18 protein-coding genes are annotated in these 15,668 nt (G+C 56.2%); 11 read left to right on the forward strand and 7 right to left on the reverse strand.

Annotated features, from left to right (window positions below; translation table 11 throughout):
- Positions 1-465 precede the first annotated feature (465 nt).
- From VC352_RS16520 to VC352_RS16525, 3 genes are all read left to right on the forward strand, one after another.
- Positions 466-1,536 carry an AAA family ATPase gene (locus tag VC352_RS16520; RefSeq protein WP_322980622.1) on the forward strand — a complete coding sequence of 357 codons (1,071 nt, stop codon included), beginning with the start codon at positions 466-468 and terminating at the stop codon, positions 1,534-1,536.
- Between the two features lie 109 nt (positions 1,537-1,645).
- Positions 1,646-1,882: an HNH endonuclease gene (locus VC352_RS25500; RefSeq protein ID WP_416340201.1), complete on the forward strand. Its 237-nt coding sequence runs from the start codon at positions 1,646-1,648 to the stop codon at positions 1,880-1,882.
- Positions 1,843-2,241: a hypothetical protein gene (locus VC352_RS16525; protein ID WP_322980623.1), complete on the forward strand. Its 399-nt coding sequence runs from the start codon at positions 1,843-1,845 to the stop codon at positions 2,239-2,241. Before VC352_RS25500 ends, VC352_RS16525 begins: the two co-directional genes overlap by 40 nt.
- 137 nt (positions 2,242-2,378) lie before the next feature.
- Here the strand turns inward: VC352_RS16525 and VC352_RS16530 are convergent, their stop codons facing one another.
- A complete protein-coding gene (locus VC352_RS16530; protein ID WP_322980624.1) occupies positions 2,379-3,578 on the reverse strand; it encodes a hypothetical protein in 1,200 nt (399 codons plus the stop codon).
- Complete coding sequence (locus VC352_RS16535; RefSeq protein ID WP_322980625.1) at positions 3,578-4,720, reverse strand: nucleoid-associated protein; 1,143 nt, start codon at positions 4,718-4,720, stop codon at positions 3,578-3,580. Before VC352_RS16535 ends, VC352_RS16530 begins: the two co-directional genes overlap by 1 nt.
- A 694-nt stretch (positions 4,721-5,414) precedes the next feature.
- Between VC352_RS16535 and VC352_RS16540 the strand changes: the two genes are divergently transcribed.
- The 5 genes from VC352_RS16540 to VC352_RS16560 all read left to right on the forward strand — a co-directional run bounded on the left by VC352_RS16540 (position 5,415) and on the right by VC352_RS16560 (position 8,273).
- Positions 5,415-5,657 carry a hypothetical protein gene (locus VC352_RS16540; protein WP_322980626.1) on the forward strand — a complete coding sequence of 81 codons (243 nt, stop codon included), beginning with the start codon at positions 5,415-5,417 and terminating at the stop codon, positions 5,655-5,657.
- Entirely contained in the window at positions 5,650-5,952 is a 303-nt protein-coding gene (locus VC352_RS16545; protein WP_322980627.1) for a LasR-specific antiactivator QslA, read from the forward strand. The genes VC352_RS16540 and VC352_RS16545 overlap by 8 nt, the downstream gene beginning before the upstream one ends.
- 16 nt (positions 5,953-5,968) lie before the next feature.
- Positions 5,969-7,393, forward strand: a complete 1,425-nt coding sequence (locus tag VC352_RS16550; protein WP_322980628.1) for an S-type pyocin domain-containing protein — start codon at positions 5,969-5,971, stop codon at positions 7,391-7,393.
- Positions 7,394-7,404: 11 nt separating this feature from the next.
- Positions 7,405-7,740 (forward strand): DUF6572 domain-containing protein, encoded by a 336-nt coding sequence (locus VC352_RS16555; RefSeq protein ID WP_247723328.1) that lies wholly within the window; start codon positions 7,405-7,407, stop codon positions 7,738-7,740.
- 221 nt (positions 7,741-7,961) lie between these two features.
- Positions 7,962-8,273 carry a hypothetical protein gene (locus VC352_RS16560; RefSeq protein WP_322980629.1) on the forward strand — a complete coding sequence of 104 codons (312 nt, stop codon included), beginning with the start codon at positions 7,962-7,964 and terminating at the stop codon, positions 8,271-8,273.
- Between the two features lie 77 nt (positions 8,274-8,350).
- Here the strand turns inward: VC352_RS16560 and VC352_RS16565 are convergent, their stop codons facing one another.
- The gene (locus tag VC352_RS16565; protein ID WP_322980630.1) at positions 8,351-9,517 is read right to left on the reverse strand and encodes an MFS transporter; all 1,167 of its coding nucleotides are present in this window, start codon (positions 9,515-9,517) and stop codon (positions 8,351-8,353) included.
- A gap of 95 nt (positions 9,518-9,612) precedes the next feature.
- Between VC352_RS16565 and VC352_RS16570 the strand changes: the two genes are divergently transcribed.
- A complete protein-coding gene (locus VC352_RS16570) occupies positions 9,613-10,506 on the forward strand; it encodes a LysR family transcriptional regulator (RefSeq protein WP_322980631.1) in 894 nt (297 codons plus the stop codon).
- 45 nt (positions 10,507-10,551) lie between these two features.
- Here VC352_RS16570 and VC352_RS16575 read toward each other — a convergent pair whose 3' ends face one another.
- The 3 genes from VC352_RS16575 to VC352_RS16585 form a co-directional block, all read right to left on the reverse strand.
- Complete coding sequence (locus tag VC352_RS16575; protein WP_322980632.1) at positions 10,552-11,307, reverse strand: hypothetical protein; 756 nt, start codon at positions 11,305-11,307, stop codon at positions 10,552-10,554.
- 178 nt (positions 11,308-11,485) lie between these two features.
- Complete coding sequence (locus VC352_RS16580) at positions 11,486-11,782, reverse strand: hypothetical protein (RefSeq protein WP_322980633.1); 297 nt, start codon at positions 11,780-11,782, stop codon at positions 11,486-11,488.
- 134 nt (positions 11,783-11,916) lie between these two features.
- Positions 11,917-12,420, reverse strand: coding sequence for a MarR family transcriptional regulator (locus tag VC352_RS16585; RefSeq protein ID WP_322980634.1), 504 nt, complete (start codon positions 12,418-12,420; stop codon positions 11,917-11,919).
- Between the two features lie 85 nt (positions 12,421-12,505).
- On the opposite strand from VC352_RS16585, the gene VC352_RS16590 reads away from it, so the two are divergent.
- Together VC352_RS16590 and VC352_RS16595 are read left to right on the forward strand one after the other, a co-directional pair.
- Positions 12,506-13,408, forward strand: a complete 903-nt coding sequence (locus VC352_RS16590) for a DMT family transporter (protein WP_322980635.1) — start codon at positions 12,506-12,508, stop codon at positions 13,406-13,408.
- Positions 13,405-14,583, forward strand: coding sequence for a cyanate transporter (locus VC352_RS16595; RefSeq protein ID WP_322980636.1), 1,179 nt, complete (start codon positions 13,405-13,407; stop codon positions 14,581-14,583). Before VC352_RS16590 ends, VC352_RS16595 begins: the two co-directional genes overlap by 4 nt.
- 321 nt (positions 14,584-14,904) lie before the next feature.
- On the opposite strand, the gene VC352_RS16600 is transcribed toward VC352_RS16595, so the two are convergent.
- Positions 14,905-15,438: an REP-associated tyrosine transposase gene (locus VC352_RS16600; protein ID WP_322980637.1), complete on the reverse strand. Its 534-nt coding sequence runs from the start codon at positions 15,436-15,438 to the stop codon at positions 14,905-14,907.
- Positions 15,439-15,668 lie beyond the last annotated feature (230 nt).

The following is a 15,668-nucleotide window of genomic DNA, read 5'->3' on the forward strand; positions in this document are numbered from 1 at the left end:
TCATCGGCATTCCCCACTGATTTGAATCCATCAAATCACAGCAAGGTCGATGCCAGCGTTTTTACACAGCCTGGGCCAGAAGCTGCCCTTGCACCAAAGCCAGATCCTGCAGCCCACTGATACCCATTCGAGCATCCCGCCCCGATCAGTTTCCACCGTACAAGCCCGGTATCAATTGTCAAAAGCGGCAGTGGTCTAGCCTTGTTTTGTGCTCATATGCCCCTTAGGCTGATTCTCATAAAGCCTTAGCGATGCTGTACGAAAAAGGAGACTAACAATCAAACAATTTGAAGCTAGTCGCCAAAGGCCTAGGATGCAGGAACAAAACCGTCATTGTGAACGTGCACTTTCGAAAAGAAGCGGCTATTGCTTTCAGTAAATACGCGCTAGAGCAGCTTTTGACACTCGCAAGCCGCCAGTCCAACTTGCGATTGAGTCTTTAAGCAAAAATAAAAGAGGTGACCTTTGAAGGTTCGTTTCATAGTGGGAAAAAATGGTGCAGGCAAGAGCAGATACCTAATTGATACTGCCCGTAAAGCCAAGGGGAAATCAATATTTGTATGCAACACCGTGCATGATAACTCTCATAGTCTGCGGCGGGTAAAAAGATTCTCAGCGAAAATGTATGCTTCACGACCAAATCATGTAGTTAGGTCTTTACTATCCAGCCTTTTCCTCGATGAAGCTCATCATCTCAATCAAATTGAAAGAGTTCTGATACATTGCGGCTATCTTCCTAGGCTCACGGCAACCATACAGTCACCTGATGACTACTATGACACGAGGAAGACTTTCAGAGAGTCAACCTATAATGAGCTAGAAAGTTTCCTAAGCAACATTTTAGGTGGGAGACGTTCAGCGTCCATAGACATTGATTTTGGAGGTGATGACTATCTAAGAAAATCCCAACTGGCATATTTATTTCGCGAAGAAAAGACTCTGCGCAGAATTGGCGCAATAAGATCAATCGACTTTGAAATATATCGACTCTCAGGCGAGAAAATCCAGCTTTCGCATGCAAGCTCCGGCGAACTGAGCCTTATCACCTCGCTAATGTTTATTCTCGGAAACATTCACAAGATAGATCAAATTTTCATTGATGAGCCAGAAAATAGTTTGCACCCAAAATGGCAGCGCGAGTATGTCCCCATGCTTCTTGATTTGATTGGGTATCACGATGTCAAAATATTTATTGCCACTCACTCCCCTCTAGTTGTAACTGGCGCGCAACTGGAGAAGAATATAAAACCTGAATTCTTCCATCCAGAAACTGGAAAAATGGAAATCTTAGTAACTACGAACATAGAAGAGTTGCTTTGGGGGCAATTTGACACCATTCCACCAGCGAGTCGATTTCTGAGCGAGATACTGTCTGGAAAACTCGATGAATTATGCTCTGGAAAATCAAGCATAGGAGATGTTATTGTTTTTATAGAAAGCGCAGAGCAGGCCTCCTTTGACGAGGCGCAAACAGATTTGTTCATCGCTGCCAAAAAACTTGCCTACGAAATTCATAGGGGTAGACAGAGTGCCTAACGACCCCCTATACCCACCTCTTGCTGAATTCAATATCAGCGCAGAAGAACAAGCAGCAATTGACTATGCATTAACGCTAGATGACTCTTGGAAGCTAGAGCAGGAGCTAATGACTCCTGTTCGGGCAGTGCTTAAAAACCTAAGAGACAGAATCAAGGAGTATCATTTGCAGCGTCAGAGCAATCTATGTTGCTACTGCAGAAGCAACCTCCATGGCGGGGGGCTTTTTACCATAGATCGAGAACATATAGTCCCCAAGAGCTACTGCAAAGAATTAACCTACACCATGACAAATCTTTCAGTTGCATGCAAAAGATGCAATATGGAAATAAAAAAAGTAAAATAAGTTTATTTATCTCGCCAAAAGATATTAAAAATACACATCTCAACAAAGATTCCTACAAGATCATCCACCCAAATTTCGAAAGATATGAAGATTTCATTGTCAGGACGCAGCAACAACATGGAGCTGCTGTGCTCGTAAAATTCACACCCTTGAATGAAAGCCCTAAAACCGAATTCACATTTAACTTCTTCAAGCTAAAAGACCTTGAACTGAATACCTTTGATACTGCACAGGGACTGTCTACAGGCCCATGGTCGCAGAAACTGCTGCTCGATGCATTGAGGGCCGAGGTCGAAAATCAGCCTGATTTCGCTGAAGAAATATTGAAGCTTTTGACCGCCACGGCTATTGATGAATAGCTGCTGCCCGTGAACGGCAGCAATCGGCTAGAAGCCGTCCCTTCAAAACCAATACCGTGGTCTGTCCCCGATTGTTCAGACATTTTTTAGCGGGCTGGAGGCCTTGCGGTGTTCCGCACGCTATCAGGCAATAGCAGTCACCCAATGAGAAAGAGTACTACCTTGGATGCAAGAATTACCGCAACGCCCCATACGGGCAACCATGACACCTTGCCCAAGATTTCGAAAGTATTATTTAACGATTTTACTTGCACCTCTAGCTGGGTTGCGGTCTCTGCAAGTAACTCCTGAATTCTTCTAGGGTATGTATTCATCCTAGACTCAAAACCTTCAAAAGCCATGGTAAAACTGTGCTGAAGCCTCTTTACCTGAAGCTTCTGACTCTTAATCGTTGACAACAGAATGAATGAAACAACCACTAGACCAACTGATAGCACCCAGACTTCCAAGGGATCGTTGCTCTTGTATACCAATAAAATTCCGGCGACAGATACAGGCAACGCAAGTAGCTTACCTGCAATATCACCAAGGATTTCGCTTAAACTCTTCGCATATTCCAGTTCAGCGCGAGCGACCTCCTGCCGAACTTTCTCGAATGAAAAACCATGAACATAAGACTGAAGATTGATTCGATATTGAGAAAGAATCTTACTCCATTCTTGAACTACAACCATGAATGGGTTGTCACGATCCCCAGCCGCATCTAAAACATCAGCTATGGACAACCTGAACATCATCACGCGCTCAAGTAGGTTAGGCTTGCTGGAATTTTTAGGGTGGAGAATCTGCTCCAGCAGGTCTAAATGATTCAGCCGTACCTCTGCCATCTCAGGAGTAACCTTAGTAGCAATCAGGAACGTGCGCGGAGGTTTCACTCCATCTTGAGGCAGGGCGAAAAACAAATTGAAAAAGGCCCGATTCGTCTCCCGATCAACCCCTATCGCCAGCTCTGAGAGCAGATGCACCAACCTACAGACCTTCTTGAGGTTTGCTATCGGCTCAGGTGCATTCTGGTCTGAAAACATCCAGTTCACATCTACTATGTAGATGTTTTCAGGAAACACGCCCTTATTAATAGAAGTGCTACCAGCCAAGAGCGTCTTTATATCTGGAAAGAACTTACCGTGCTCATTAGATGGTAGCTTAAACGTAAATGAGCACCCTTTCTCAGGCGAGGTCTCCACTTCCAAAAAACGGCCAAAGTGCTGAGGTAAATCTTTCAGAGCTTCAAGCTTATCCGCAAGGCCTTTATCGTACCCCCCCTCATAGGAAAAGGCGCCATCTACAATTGGCTTACGACCTGTCGATCTGTATAAATCAACAACCTTGGCGAACATTATTTATCCCTGCTTGCTATCTCTTCTTCAATCAGAGATATTAGAGAATCAGGCAAGTTGGTCAAGATTAACTTTTTAGATTCCTCATCATAAAACACATCTGCAACTTCCTCTTTACCTAAGGCGCCGCGCTCGAACTGAATAGACCAACTTGCAGCCTCAGATTTAATCCGGGTCTTCTCTTTAAGGCCTTTTGCGTTAACAGAGAACTCTACCGGAACCTTATATTTCTCATCATTAAGAAAATCCTTAATGCCTTCAATATGCTCAGCGAGATCCTCAGGCACATTCTTTATAGCCGCGTGGCAAACACCATCCAGCCGAGCTGGCTTTTTATCTTCCAGTTGTTTTTCGAGGTACTTAATTACCGCCTCTTTGGCTTTATAGCTAAACCCCTTTAGCGCTGGCTTGGACTGAAAGAACGCAACGACAGCATCGATTGCTCCTTTCGTAGCTCTGCCAGATGCAACGCCTTTCGCACACCCAAGCGCGTAGATGAAATAGTCAGACGCTTGGCTGTCTCTCCCGCGGCTTACGAAGCACAGGTAAGTCGTATCAATACGCTCCTCCAGGGCTTCTTTAGCCTCCGCGTCATCCTCAATTTCAGCCGTTTCCTGAGGAAGCTGATGCGTGATGTATGTGAAGTCATTGACGTTGATGCGGGCAGCCTGCTGAACCTTATTCAGATCAATTTCCTGAATCTCTTTGGGTACATAGTTCTCATCGAGCTGGATGCCTCCCCTCTGCTTCATGCTGGCGACTAGGAAGAACTGGGAACCTTGGGACTCGTATAGAGCGCACAGGATATGGCCACCGGTCGATAGCACGCGCTTTGCTGCCTGCTCGACCAGTTGATTCATCACGAGATGTGAGAGCGAAAGAAATGCTGTAGCGTCAGGCAGGTTGCCGGTGTACGCATCAAAGGCAGCAGGGAAAGGCCCTTGTCGCTCGTCATTGGAAAACTGGCCGTAAACAACGCTATTGCCAGTGGTGCCAATCAGACCATTAATACCTTGCGCCAGCGCGATTAGCGCCCGGTTCTCGGTATCCAGAACGATGTCTTTTTTGACGACCTTGCCAATCACGTCGGTGTGAGCTTCTTTGGTGAAGCTGTGGATGATGGCGTGCTTCAGGACAAACATTTGGAGATCCTTCTCTGGATGGTCTTCCATAGTGTCATAGCGACACCATAGCAAGAACTGTATATCCATCCAGCAAAGAATATCAAATAATCATCTCAGGTTTCCAGCGCCCAAGAACAGAAAGAGCGCCGAAGCCACCCTATCTATGCCGTTCACGGTCCATGCCAAACCGAGCCCAAGCTAACCAAGTCGGGACTACCCATTCCTCGACGTGCCTAGCAATTGATGCTTGCGCACCGCAATGCCCTTTTGGTCAACCCTAGTCGGGGACAGACTACGATATTGATGTTGCTGACCGACCGCTTTTGGCCGACAGCTGCCCCTCCACGCCTTGCCCTCTCCCCTCACCCCGCGCTACAGTCCGCTCCGTCACGGTCAATCCCGTGACCGGGCGTGAGAACCCGAATTTCGTCCAAGGCGCGGAAGCGCCATAGCAGTGTAGCCGGCGCTTTTTTTGTGCCCGGTTACCGCATTTCTATGGCGGGCCGTGTGAGGCAGGCCTCGGCCTGGCCGGTTCCCTTGGACGCCGGTTTCTCACCCTTGCACGGTCCGCCTCCATAGCTCGTGAGAAGGCTGGGAAGCGGCTCCTTAATCTGTCCAAGGAGCATAAGGAAAATGCACTATCCCCCTTTTACCCAAGGGCTCCGCCCTGGGCTGCTGGCTGTTGTGCCGACTTCCGTTTTGGAGGTGCTGCATGACTAAGTCTGAATCCGTCGTTATCCCCTTCCCTACACCACGCAATCCCCTGCATAGCCATGTGTCCGACGATTGCCCCTTGCAGGCAGCGGCCGAGTACCGGGCAGCGTTGCTGACCAAGCTGTTGCGGCGGATGCCGGAGCCGGAGTTGGCAAACACCACCAACGCGCTGCTGAGCGAGCTGATCGTGCTCTACCGCCGAGCCATCGCCCAGGCTGCCGGGAGGGCCGAGCATGATTGAAGTGCAACGGTACCTCATCCACCTGCCCGGCCATGATGGGCAACCACCTGCCGAATTCGGCTGGAACGTAGATTGCCAGGTGAGCTTCGATCATGGCGTAAAGACCGCGCAGGCCTGGCTGGACAACGCCAATAGCGGCTGGCTGTGGGCCAATTTGTTAATGGAGCGGCAACTCTACCCGCCAGGTGCGCAGCGCCATGCCTTCGAGCTGGGCTTTCTCAGCCGCATCCACCAGCGCCTGTGCTCGCCGTTGGGCGGCGGGCATCAGGCCTTGCGGACAGAATTATGGCTGTAACGACTCAGGCGAGGGCATGCCCTCGCCTTTTCATTTGGCAACGCATTTTGTGTGTATCGTTCACAAAGCTGAACAGCGACGGGACGGTGCGCAAGACTTTGCACCTAGGGTGCTGGTTAAGATTCGGCTCTGGTACGGATCAGGCCACGCGCTGCCCAGTGCACAGGCCATCGCATGGAGCACGAAGATGAGCGGTTACGTTCCTAATAATCGTAACGAGCGCAAACCACCACCCACGCCGCCTTACAATGGCGACTTTGACAAGCAGCCTGCACGTCCCCTCGTGCTGGACACCACATCCAAATCTAGCGTCCCTGCTTCGGCGTCAACAAAACCGCTTTCGAGCTGCGTCTTTGCCAAACCCATCTCCTTACCTCCCGGTCAGCTTGACTACGAAAAGGCTGTTCCGGCTGAACTAATCAGCAGCTACGGCCACGCTGCCATCATGACTGCGTCAGTAGGTGCCGGGACTACCGCAGGTGAATTACTCCTCTCCCGTGTCGCTGGACAAGTGGCGAGCGCGGGAACTTGGTCACTCCGCGGACTTACTGTTGCAACAGGTAGCGCAGCTGAGGGCGCTCTCGCGGGATTGGGCACAATGGCTGCTGGTGTGGCGGTCGGGGTTGTTGGGATGTTATGGCCCAGCCCGATGGGCAACTCCGATCTGTACACGCCAGAAGAGCTGGCTATGCAAGCGGCAAACGCAGGGGCTGCAAAGACTCGAGTTCGCTTTCATATTGAACAGGACGCATCTGGCGTATTCCGCGCCTATGGTTTTCACACTGGAGCCCGCAGTGGTTGGGATAGCGTTCCGGTAATCGAGGCGGTTGCCGAGGGCGAAAAGGCCGTTGCCGAGCTAGGCGGTGGTATATCCCTGGTTTGGACTCCACAAATCGACCGAAGCAAAATTCTGGGCACAACGACATCCTCACCGATCGTTCAGGGTCTGACGGATACAATCTGGATTTATCCCGTCACCGAATCAGCCGACCAAGCGCTAGAAAACCCTGCATATCCTCCAGACTATCGTGACTTCATCATCACCTTCCCTGCACACCCTGGGGTTGAACCGCTTTACATCGTCCTAAGCACCCAACTGGAGAAAAACAAGGCTGCCGGTGCTGCTTATGAGGAGGAGGCCTACAGTGACTTTGAAGCCGAAATGGAGGAATCCGCGCAGCAAGTCACCGTGAAGACCCGGAGCGGCACCCGTACCCGACTAGATATGATTGGTCGCGATGCCGATGGCAATGTTTCGTGTGTAGAGTGCAAAGCTTCGGAGACTGCGCCATTGACCAGGAACCAGCGACAGGGCTTCCCTGAGATAGAGGAAAGCGGTGCTGTCATCGTCGGCAAGGGCAAGCCAGGGTTCCCTGGCGGAACTGAGATACCACCTACTCGTGTCGAAATCTCGCGCCCATCCCCCAAGATCAACCCATAGCAGGAGTAACCATGTCTGTCTTAGAGGCCGGAACAATCGATATGTGGGGCATTCCGAAGTGGGATCAAAGCAAGGTGGTGCTGGGGATATCCGATCATGTCGGCTGGGAAAAAGAGCAAGAAGGTGAACACCTGTTGATCCTGCAAGAGAAGCTGAATACCTACATTGCCTTCATCGAAAGCGGCGAAATTAATGAGGCCATCCCCTCGGCGCAAGGCAAAGCGCCGATCATCCGTATAACCGGCAAATATCCCCTCTCCGAGCAAGCAGAGCTGTTCATTGATCAAGCAACGGAAACGCTCAAAGACGCGGGTATCGTGTTGGAGTTTGTACTCAAAGCCAGGTAACGCATTCTCTGCCGATGGAAAGGCAGTTGTCGTATAGCTTGAGCAAAGCGAAATCCAGACGCCTAGCCGATAGTGGGATGAAAGCGGCAAACAATAGCTCTTGCTGCGCGCCGTCGACAGCTCGTCATGAGATGTGGAAACAGACCTTGAGCATATTGTCCGTACGCTAGAAGACTCATACCCAGAGCAGACGCAGATTGAATAGCGATGACGCAGGCAGCATGAGCATCGACGATCAGAACATGGTCTTGGCCATCCTCACCCAAGCCATGCTCGGCGCCATTTCAAGCAACTTCCGCATGGTGGTCATCGATTTGGATCGACCGGTGTGGCTCATGTCCTTTTTTCTCGAAAAGGACTCGGCAACCGACCGTGAGGAAATAGAGGAGATCATCAGCACATTCGAGGTCGGCATGATGGATGTCGATATCCCGTGCGCAGGGTTCAAAGCCGAAGTGTTGGTGATCCCTGCAACCCAGCCGCTCCCAGAAACACCAGGCGTGAAAGTGTTTCTCAAGCGCGAAGCGCAGTGACGCAGTACTGCCACGGTTACGCAGAACCGAAGAAGGAGACAGTTTTTCAACCTGTCTCCTTCCCGTTACCGCCCTTTTTAGACCACCGCAGCCGCCACCGCCCTGGAACGCCAGGCAAACCCAAGCACCATCAGCAGTCCCAGCCCCGCCATCGCTGCGCCTGCCAAGGAAATCGCCGGATAGCCCAGCCCGGCGTTGATCACCGCGCCGCCCAATGCCGCGCCAATCGCGTTACCGAGGTTGAAGGCGCCGATATTCACCGCCGAGGCCAGGTTGGGTGCGGCCTTGGCCGCCTCCATCACGCGCATCTGTAGTGGCGGCACGATGGCGAAGCTGGCGATGCCCCAGATCAGGATGGCCACGGCGGCTGGCAACGGCCAGCGCATCAGCACGGTGAAGGCCAGCAAGACCAGGATCAACGCACTGAGCGAGACGATCAGAGTGCGGTCGACGGAGCGATCCGCCGCCTTGCCGCCCCACACGTTGCCCAGCGTCAGGCCGATGCCGTACAGCACCAGCATGGCGGTGATAAAGGCGGTGGAGGCCTGGGTCTCGCTGCTGAGGATCGGCGCGATATAGGTGAACACGGTGAACATCGCGCTGGACCCGATCACGGTCAGTGCCAGCGCCGCCAGAACTGGGCCACGGCCCAGCACGCGGATTTCCGCCAGTACGCCGTCGCTTTTGGGCAGCGGCACGTTGGGTAGCGCAAACCACAGCGCGAGCATGGCCAATACGCCCAGGCCGGTAATGCCCGCAAAAGCCGTACGCCAGCCCAACACCTCGCCGAACCAGGTCGCCAGCGGCACACCGCCGATGGTCGCCAATGTCAGCCCCATGAACATCGCCGCAACTGCCCCGGCGCGTTTGTCCGGCGCCACCACGCTGGCGGCGACGATGGAGCCGACGCCGAAGAAGGCGCCGTGGTTCAGCGAGGTCACCACCCTCGCGATCAACAGGCTGGTGTAGTCAGTCGCCAGGGCCGACATCAAGTTGCCCAAGGTGAAGATGGCCATCAGCCCGATCAGCAGGTAGCGCCGGGGAATCTTGCCGGTGGTCAGGGTCATCAGTGGCGCGCCGAGCAGCACACCCAGCGCGTAGGCGCTGACCAGCAGGCCGGCAGCGGGAATGGAAACACCGAGATCGCTGGCGATACCCGGCAACATGCCCATGGGGGCGAACTCGGTCACGCCGATGCCGAAGGCACCGATGGCGAGTGCGACTAGGGGTGGATTGATACGCATGGAAAGTCTCCTCATCTATGCCGCAAATGCTAGGATCCAAACCTTTCAGGCGGTAGATGACATTTCTGGCAAACACCTTTGCTTACGGAGCACAAATGGACATAGGCGGCCGATCAGGTGACATGGTGGTGTTCGCCACCGTGGCGGAGCAAGGCAGCCTATCGGCCGCCGCCCGTGCACTGGGGCTGACGCCCTCGGCGGTCAGCCGGATCATCGCGCGCACCGAGCAACGCCTCGGCACCCGCCTGCTGCTGCGCACCACCCGCGCGATCACCTTTACCGCCGAGGGCGAGGCCTATCTGCGCGGCGCCCGGCGCATCCTCGCCGATATGGCAGAAGTCGAAGAAGCCATCGCCGACCAGGGCGTGCCACGCGGTCGCCTGCGTGTCAGTGCTGCGCTCGGTCACGGACGCATGACCATCGTGCCGCTGGTGGCGGCGTTCAGCGCGCGTTACCCGAACATCACCGTCGACCTCAGCCTGGGCGACGAGGTGGTCGACATTCTCGGCGGCCAGGCCGACGTGGCGATACGCTTCGGCCATCTGCCGGACAGCCCGTTGACCGCGCGAAAAGTCGGCGAAACCGGCCAGGTGGTGGTGGCCTCCCCTGACTACCTGCAGCGCCACGGCACGCCACAGCAACCGGAAGACCTGCTGCAGCACAACTGCCTGCGCTTCAACTTCCGCCGCGCCGAACCCAACTGGCCATTCATCCGTGATGGCCAGGCGTTCTCGCTCAAGGTCTGCGGCAATATCGAATGCAGCAGCGGCGAAGCACTGGCGCAGTTCGCCAGGGTCGGCGCCGGCATCGCGCGCATCGGCGAATTCACCGTGACCGAGGACATCCAGCGCGGCGATCTGGTGCCGCTGCTGCAAGCCTTCAACCCCGGTGATCGAGAGCCGATTCATGCGGTGTTCGTGGGTGGCTCGGCGATGCCGGCACGGGTGCGGGTGTTCGTGGATTTCCTGCTGGAACAGCATCGGATGTAAGCGAAACCAGCGCCTGGCACTGGACTGCTGCGCTCAGCCCTCGCCCTACATCTGCATTTCCGCCAAGGCTCTGCGCAATGGTGCATCTGATATCTGTATCGGCCCATGAAAGGGAATATCCATGTCCAGAACCAGGTACACGGAGGCAGCAATCAACAGTGCAGACAAGGTGAACATGCCAATCACCATCGGGTTGTTCGGCGCGCGATAGCCAAAGCTGGCGTATATCAGTGTCATCCAGGCGACAAGCATGCCGATGAGTGGCATGGGTATCGTCCCTTCGGACTGTTCCACGATTCGCCAGCGCTGCTCTATGAGTGAGTGGTACTGCTGACGAAGGTCACTGAGCATGGTTTCTTGATAACGGGTTCCGGGCTTGATGGCAGCCAGAACCACACCGATCTCATCCAGAAACTGAGTAGCTGGGCTCGCTCGATGCTGCAGTGCTTCATCGCCGCGATAAGGATTCGCGATAGCGTGCTCCACGTAGGCAGCCAGGTGTTCGCGCGTGTCCTGCGCCCTGTCACCGTAGGTCTTCAGTGTTCGATCAAAGATGATCAGGCTGGTCGCATAGGCATGCATGTTGGTGTCGATCGCTTCGAAGGTGTTCTTGGCCGAATTGATCATCAGGCCGAACACCAGCGAGGTCATGACCACAAAGATATTGGCGACCAGGCGAACCACCGTGTTGGTTTCTTCATCTCGGTGACGAGCGGAGAGTTTGGGGTACCAATGCATCATGAGCAGGGATGCCGACAGCAGGCATACGAAGACACCCGCCGCGATCCAGACCGATTCCATATATGCGCCTTGTCGCTATACCGTCATAGGATCGTGGCTCAAAACGCTGAGGCGTCAACTTGAAGACTTCGACTGTCGCGACGTTTGAGTCCACCTTGATCACGCCCGCACGCTGCGCGTGCTGAATAGCCGCACGGAGAGCGCCAGCGCGTGGGGCCTTAGAAATACAGCCTCCTGCTTACATCCCCTTGCAAGCATCCAACTCATCTTGAGTCTTCAGCTCGGTATCGATACCCAGCCGGTACTTGCAGTAATCGATCACCACGCTGCGCTCTTCATCGCTGAGGTGTGCAAGAGGTTTGTCATCTCGATCCGACAGGAAGATGTTCTCGAATCGAATCTGCAACGTCGGGTACTTCTTGATGAAGAAGACCGTGCGGTTGTCTTCAGCGAAGTAGGTTTCATAGAACCCCACACTCAGCCAGAGAGCGCTCAATGCCAGCGCTGCTGCGAACAGGATTGCACTCTTTTTCATGACGATATCGGCGACCTCCCAGTGCCCGGATGATGGTTACCACGTGCTGCGTGGAACAAAGCGTTCAACACTCCAGCGCCCTCTTCTGGCGGCTGCGCAATCCTGACACGCCGAAGCGTGGCAGCCATCGCCAATCAATCAGCGCCCTGCTGCGACAACCCCGCCAACAACTTGCCATGCAATTCATGCAACGTGCGTTGCTCGTCGGCGGTCAATCCTGAAAGCACGCGCTGCAGGTTGGCCACATGGCCTTCGAGCATGCCGTCGATCAGTTCGAACCCAGCCGGCGTCAACGCCACCAGCACACCACGGCGGTCGCTGGGGTGTTTGCGCCGTTCGATCAGCCCGGCCTTTTCCAGACGGTCGATACGGCTGGTCATGCCGCCCGAGGAGATCATCGCGCTTTCATACAAGGCGGTGGGCATGAGGGCGTAGGGCTCGCCCGAACGACGCAGGGTGGCGAGCAGGTCGAACTCGCCGGCCTGCAGGCCGTATTCGGCGAAAAATGGCAGCAGGTGATCGCGGCTGATCACATGGCTCAGCTCACCCAGGCGGCCAATGATGGCCATGGCCAAACCGTCCAGATCCGGTCGTTGCTGCTGCCACTGTTCGGCAGCCAGTTGTGCACGGTCTTGCATGTCGCCCTCGATTTATCTTGCCATCAAGATACTTTTCAAAAAGAATGTCGCCATCGTAACTTATTCATGCCAAGGAGGCATCTGCATGCCAGGCTCCAATTTTCGCTCTCTCCTGGCCCTCTCACTGCTGCTGGTGATCGGCACGCTGATGGGGCTCACTAGCAATCTGGTCAAACTGGCCGGCAGCGTTGGCTGGCAGCCGATGGCCTATCTGCTGTGGAGCTTGCTCGGTGGCGGTGTACTGCTGTTGCTGTTCGCCTGGTGGCGCGGCGAGCGGCCCGGTATGAGCCTGCCAGCGCAGCGCTACTACCTGGCCTCCGGCTTGCTCAGCATCGCCGTGCCGAATGCGCTGTTGTTCAGCTCCATCGCCCATGTTGGCGCCGGTTTCGCCTCGATGTGCCTGGCCTTCCCGCCCTTGTTCACCTACCTGCTGGCGCTGGCACTGCGCATGGAGGGGCGGAGCCGCATCCGTCTGCTGGGCATCTGCGTTGGCCTGTCCGGCAGCCTGATCCTGGCGCTGGGCAAGTTGCATGGCGGCGATAGCCCGACCTTGTGGGTGCTGGCTGCGTTGAGCGTGCCGGTGTTCCTGGCACTGGGCAATATCTACCGCGCGCGCTACTGGCCGAGCGGTGCCACACCACTGTCGCTGGCGCCCGGCATGTTGCTCGGTGGCGCCTTGCTGCTGATGGCCACGGCCCTGCTCGGCGTCGACTTCTCTGCGCGCCTGGACAGCCCGCTGGCGGTCGGCCTGCTGGCGCTGCAGATGCTGCTGTTCGCGGCGGTCTATGCGTTGTTCTTCATCCTGCAAAACCTGGCCGGCACGGTGTTCCTCAGCCAGATCGGTTCGGTGGCGGCGATCACTGGCGCGGCGATGGCCATTGGCCTATTTGGTGAACCGGGTAGCCTGAGCCTGTTGCTGGCAGCGTTGTGCATCGTCGGCGGAGTGCTGCTGGTGGCCTGGCGCGGCGCGAAGGGGGCTCAAGCATGAAGCGCCAGAGCCTGCTGTTGATCGCCATCGTCCTGCTCGGCCTGAACCTGCGTCCGGTGCTGGCCGCCATCGGCCCGCTGCTCGACCGTATCCAGCACGATACGGGCCTGGATCATGTCGGCGCCAGCCTGTTGACCAGCCTGCCGGTGGTGATCATGGGCCTGGGCGCCCTCAGCGCCGCCCTGCTGCGCCAGCGTCTCGGCGAACGCAACGGGATACTTCTCGGGGTGTTGCTGATCGCCCTCGCCTGTCTGCTGCGTGGCCTGCTGCCAGATGCCTCCACCTTGATCGCGACGGCCTTGCTGGCCGGCGCCGGGATCGCCTTCGTGCAGGCACTGCTACCCGGCCTGATCAAGTCGCGCTTTGCCGCTGACAGCGGGCGCCTGATCGGTTTCTACAGTTGCGCGATCATGGGTGGCGCGGCCTTCGGTGCAGCGCTGACGCCCTGGCTGGCGCAGTCGATAGGCTGGTCATGGGCGCTGGCGAGCTGGACGCTGCCGGCCCTGCTGGCCGCCGCGATCTGGCAACGCGCTGCGCCAGGGCAAGCATTGGTAGCGTCGGCCGATGCGCCTCAGTTGAACGTCTGGCGTTCACCCAGAGCCTGGCTGCTGATGAGTTTCTTCGGGGTCGGTACCGCCGGCTACACGCTGGTGCTGGCCTGGTTGCCACCCTACTACACCGCGCTGGGCTGGAGCGCACAGTCGAGCGGCTTGCTGCTGGCGGCGCTGACGCTGTGCGAGGTGTTCGCCGGCCTGCTGGTATCGAGCCTGCTACCGCGCTACCCGGATCGGCGTGTGCTGCTGGCGGGGGTATTGGTTGCGCTGCTGGTCGGCCTGCTTGGCCTGATCTTCACGCCGCTGCAGTTGGTGGTGCCGATCTGCATCCTGCTGGGTATCGGCATCGGCGCGCTGTTCCCGCTGTCGCTGGTGGTGGCTCAGGATCATCTGGACGATCCGCGCCAGACCGGCGACCTGCTGGCCTTCGTGCAAGGCGGCGGCTACCTGATCGCCGCTACGGCGCCATTCCTGGCCGGACTGCTGCGCCAGTACACCGCCGACCTACGCCTGAGCTGGCTGGCGATGGCCGTAGCCACCCTGGTGCTGATGGCCATGGCAACGCAATTCAAGCCGGGCAGCGGACGCTTCCATACACGGCCCACCGAACCCAACGCGTAGGGCGGCCTCACGAGCGAAGCGAGTAGCCTGCCAGGCCAGGCACCACGTCGCTCCAACGAGCCCCCTGACGGCGTACTGCTTCGCGAGTACGCCCTACTCGCTGATGGCCATGGCAACAAGTTTTACACCGGGCAGCGGGCAGATCGACACCCGCCCCATTCGCGGCATGTAAGCAGAACCGGAACGCCGACCACGTAGGGCGGACTCAGGAGCGAAGCGAACAGTCCGCCGGGCAATGCCAAATCTGACACCACGAGAATGCTCGCAACTCCAGGGGCGTACTGCTTCGCAAGTACGCGCTACGCGTCAGCCCTAGCACGCTCAATCGTCATAGAGATCCACATCCGCCTGCGGATCTCCCGCCCAATCCAGAGGATAGAGCCCGTCCTCGACGTCTCGGTGAAAAGTGGAATAGGGCCAGTCGCTTACCCGCTGCACCAAGCCATGCTTGAGCGGGTTGATGTGGATGTAATCGAGATGACGGCGGAAGTCCTCGTCGTCACGAATCAGGTGCTCCCAGTAACGACGCTGCCAGATACCGCGTTCACGCCGGCGTAGCAGGATCTTGGAGCGCCACTCGTCAGCCGGCACATCATGGGAGAAGAGCATCTTGATGAGGCGCCAGCGCAGTGCAAAATCTGCCTCGCCGGGCGGAAGCTCGATCAGGCAATGGAGATGATCGGGTAATACCACCCAACCATGTATCTGGAACGGATGGCTGCGTCGGACAGTACGCACGGAATCGCGCAGAACGTCGATATGGCGGACAAGCAGGTCGTTACCGTGGCGAACACGCAGGGCGTGCGTAAAGAAGTAGGTGCCACCCGGACACCAAATGCGGCGGTAGTTGGGCATGAGACGTCGTCCTTGACGGTCTTGGTAGGGAAAAGTCTAGACGACAGATTGTGCAAATATCTCAATCCATAACAGCGTACTGCTTCCGAGCGGCCGGCGTCCCGGTACGCCCTACTCGGTAGCCTGGAGGTTTAGCCTGAGCGTAGGGCGGACTCAGGAGCGCCAGCGAACAGTCCGCCAGGCGGCACCACAACGATCCGGCGAAACACTGACAGCGCACCGCTTCGCGA

It is taken from the genome of Pseudomonas sp. C11 (assembly GCF_034683865.1).
Taxonomy (GTDB): domain Bacteria; phylum Pseudomonadota; class Gammaproteobacteria; order Pseudomonadales; family Pseudomonadaceae; genus Aquipseudomonas.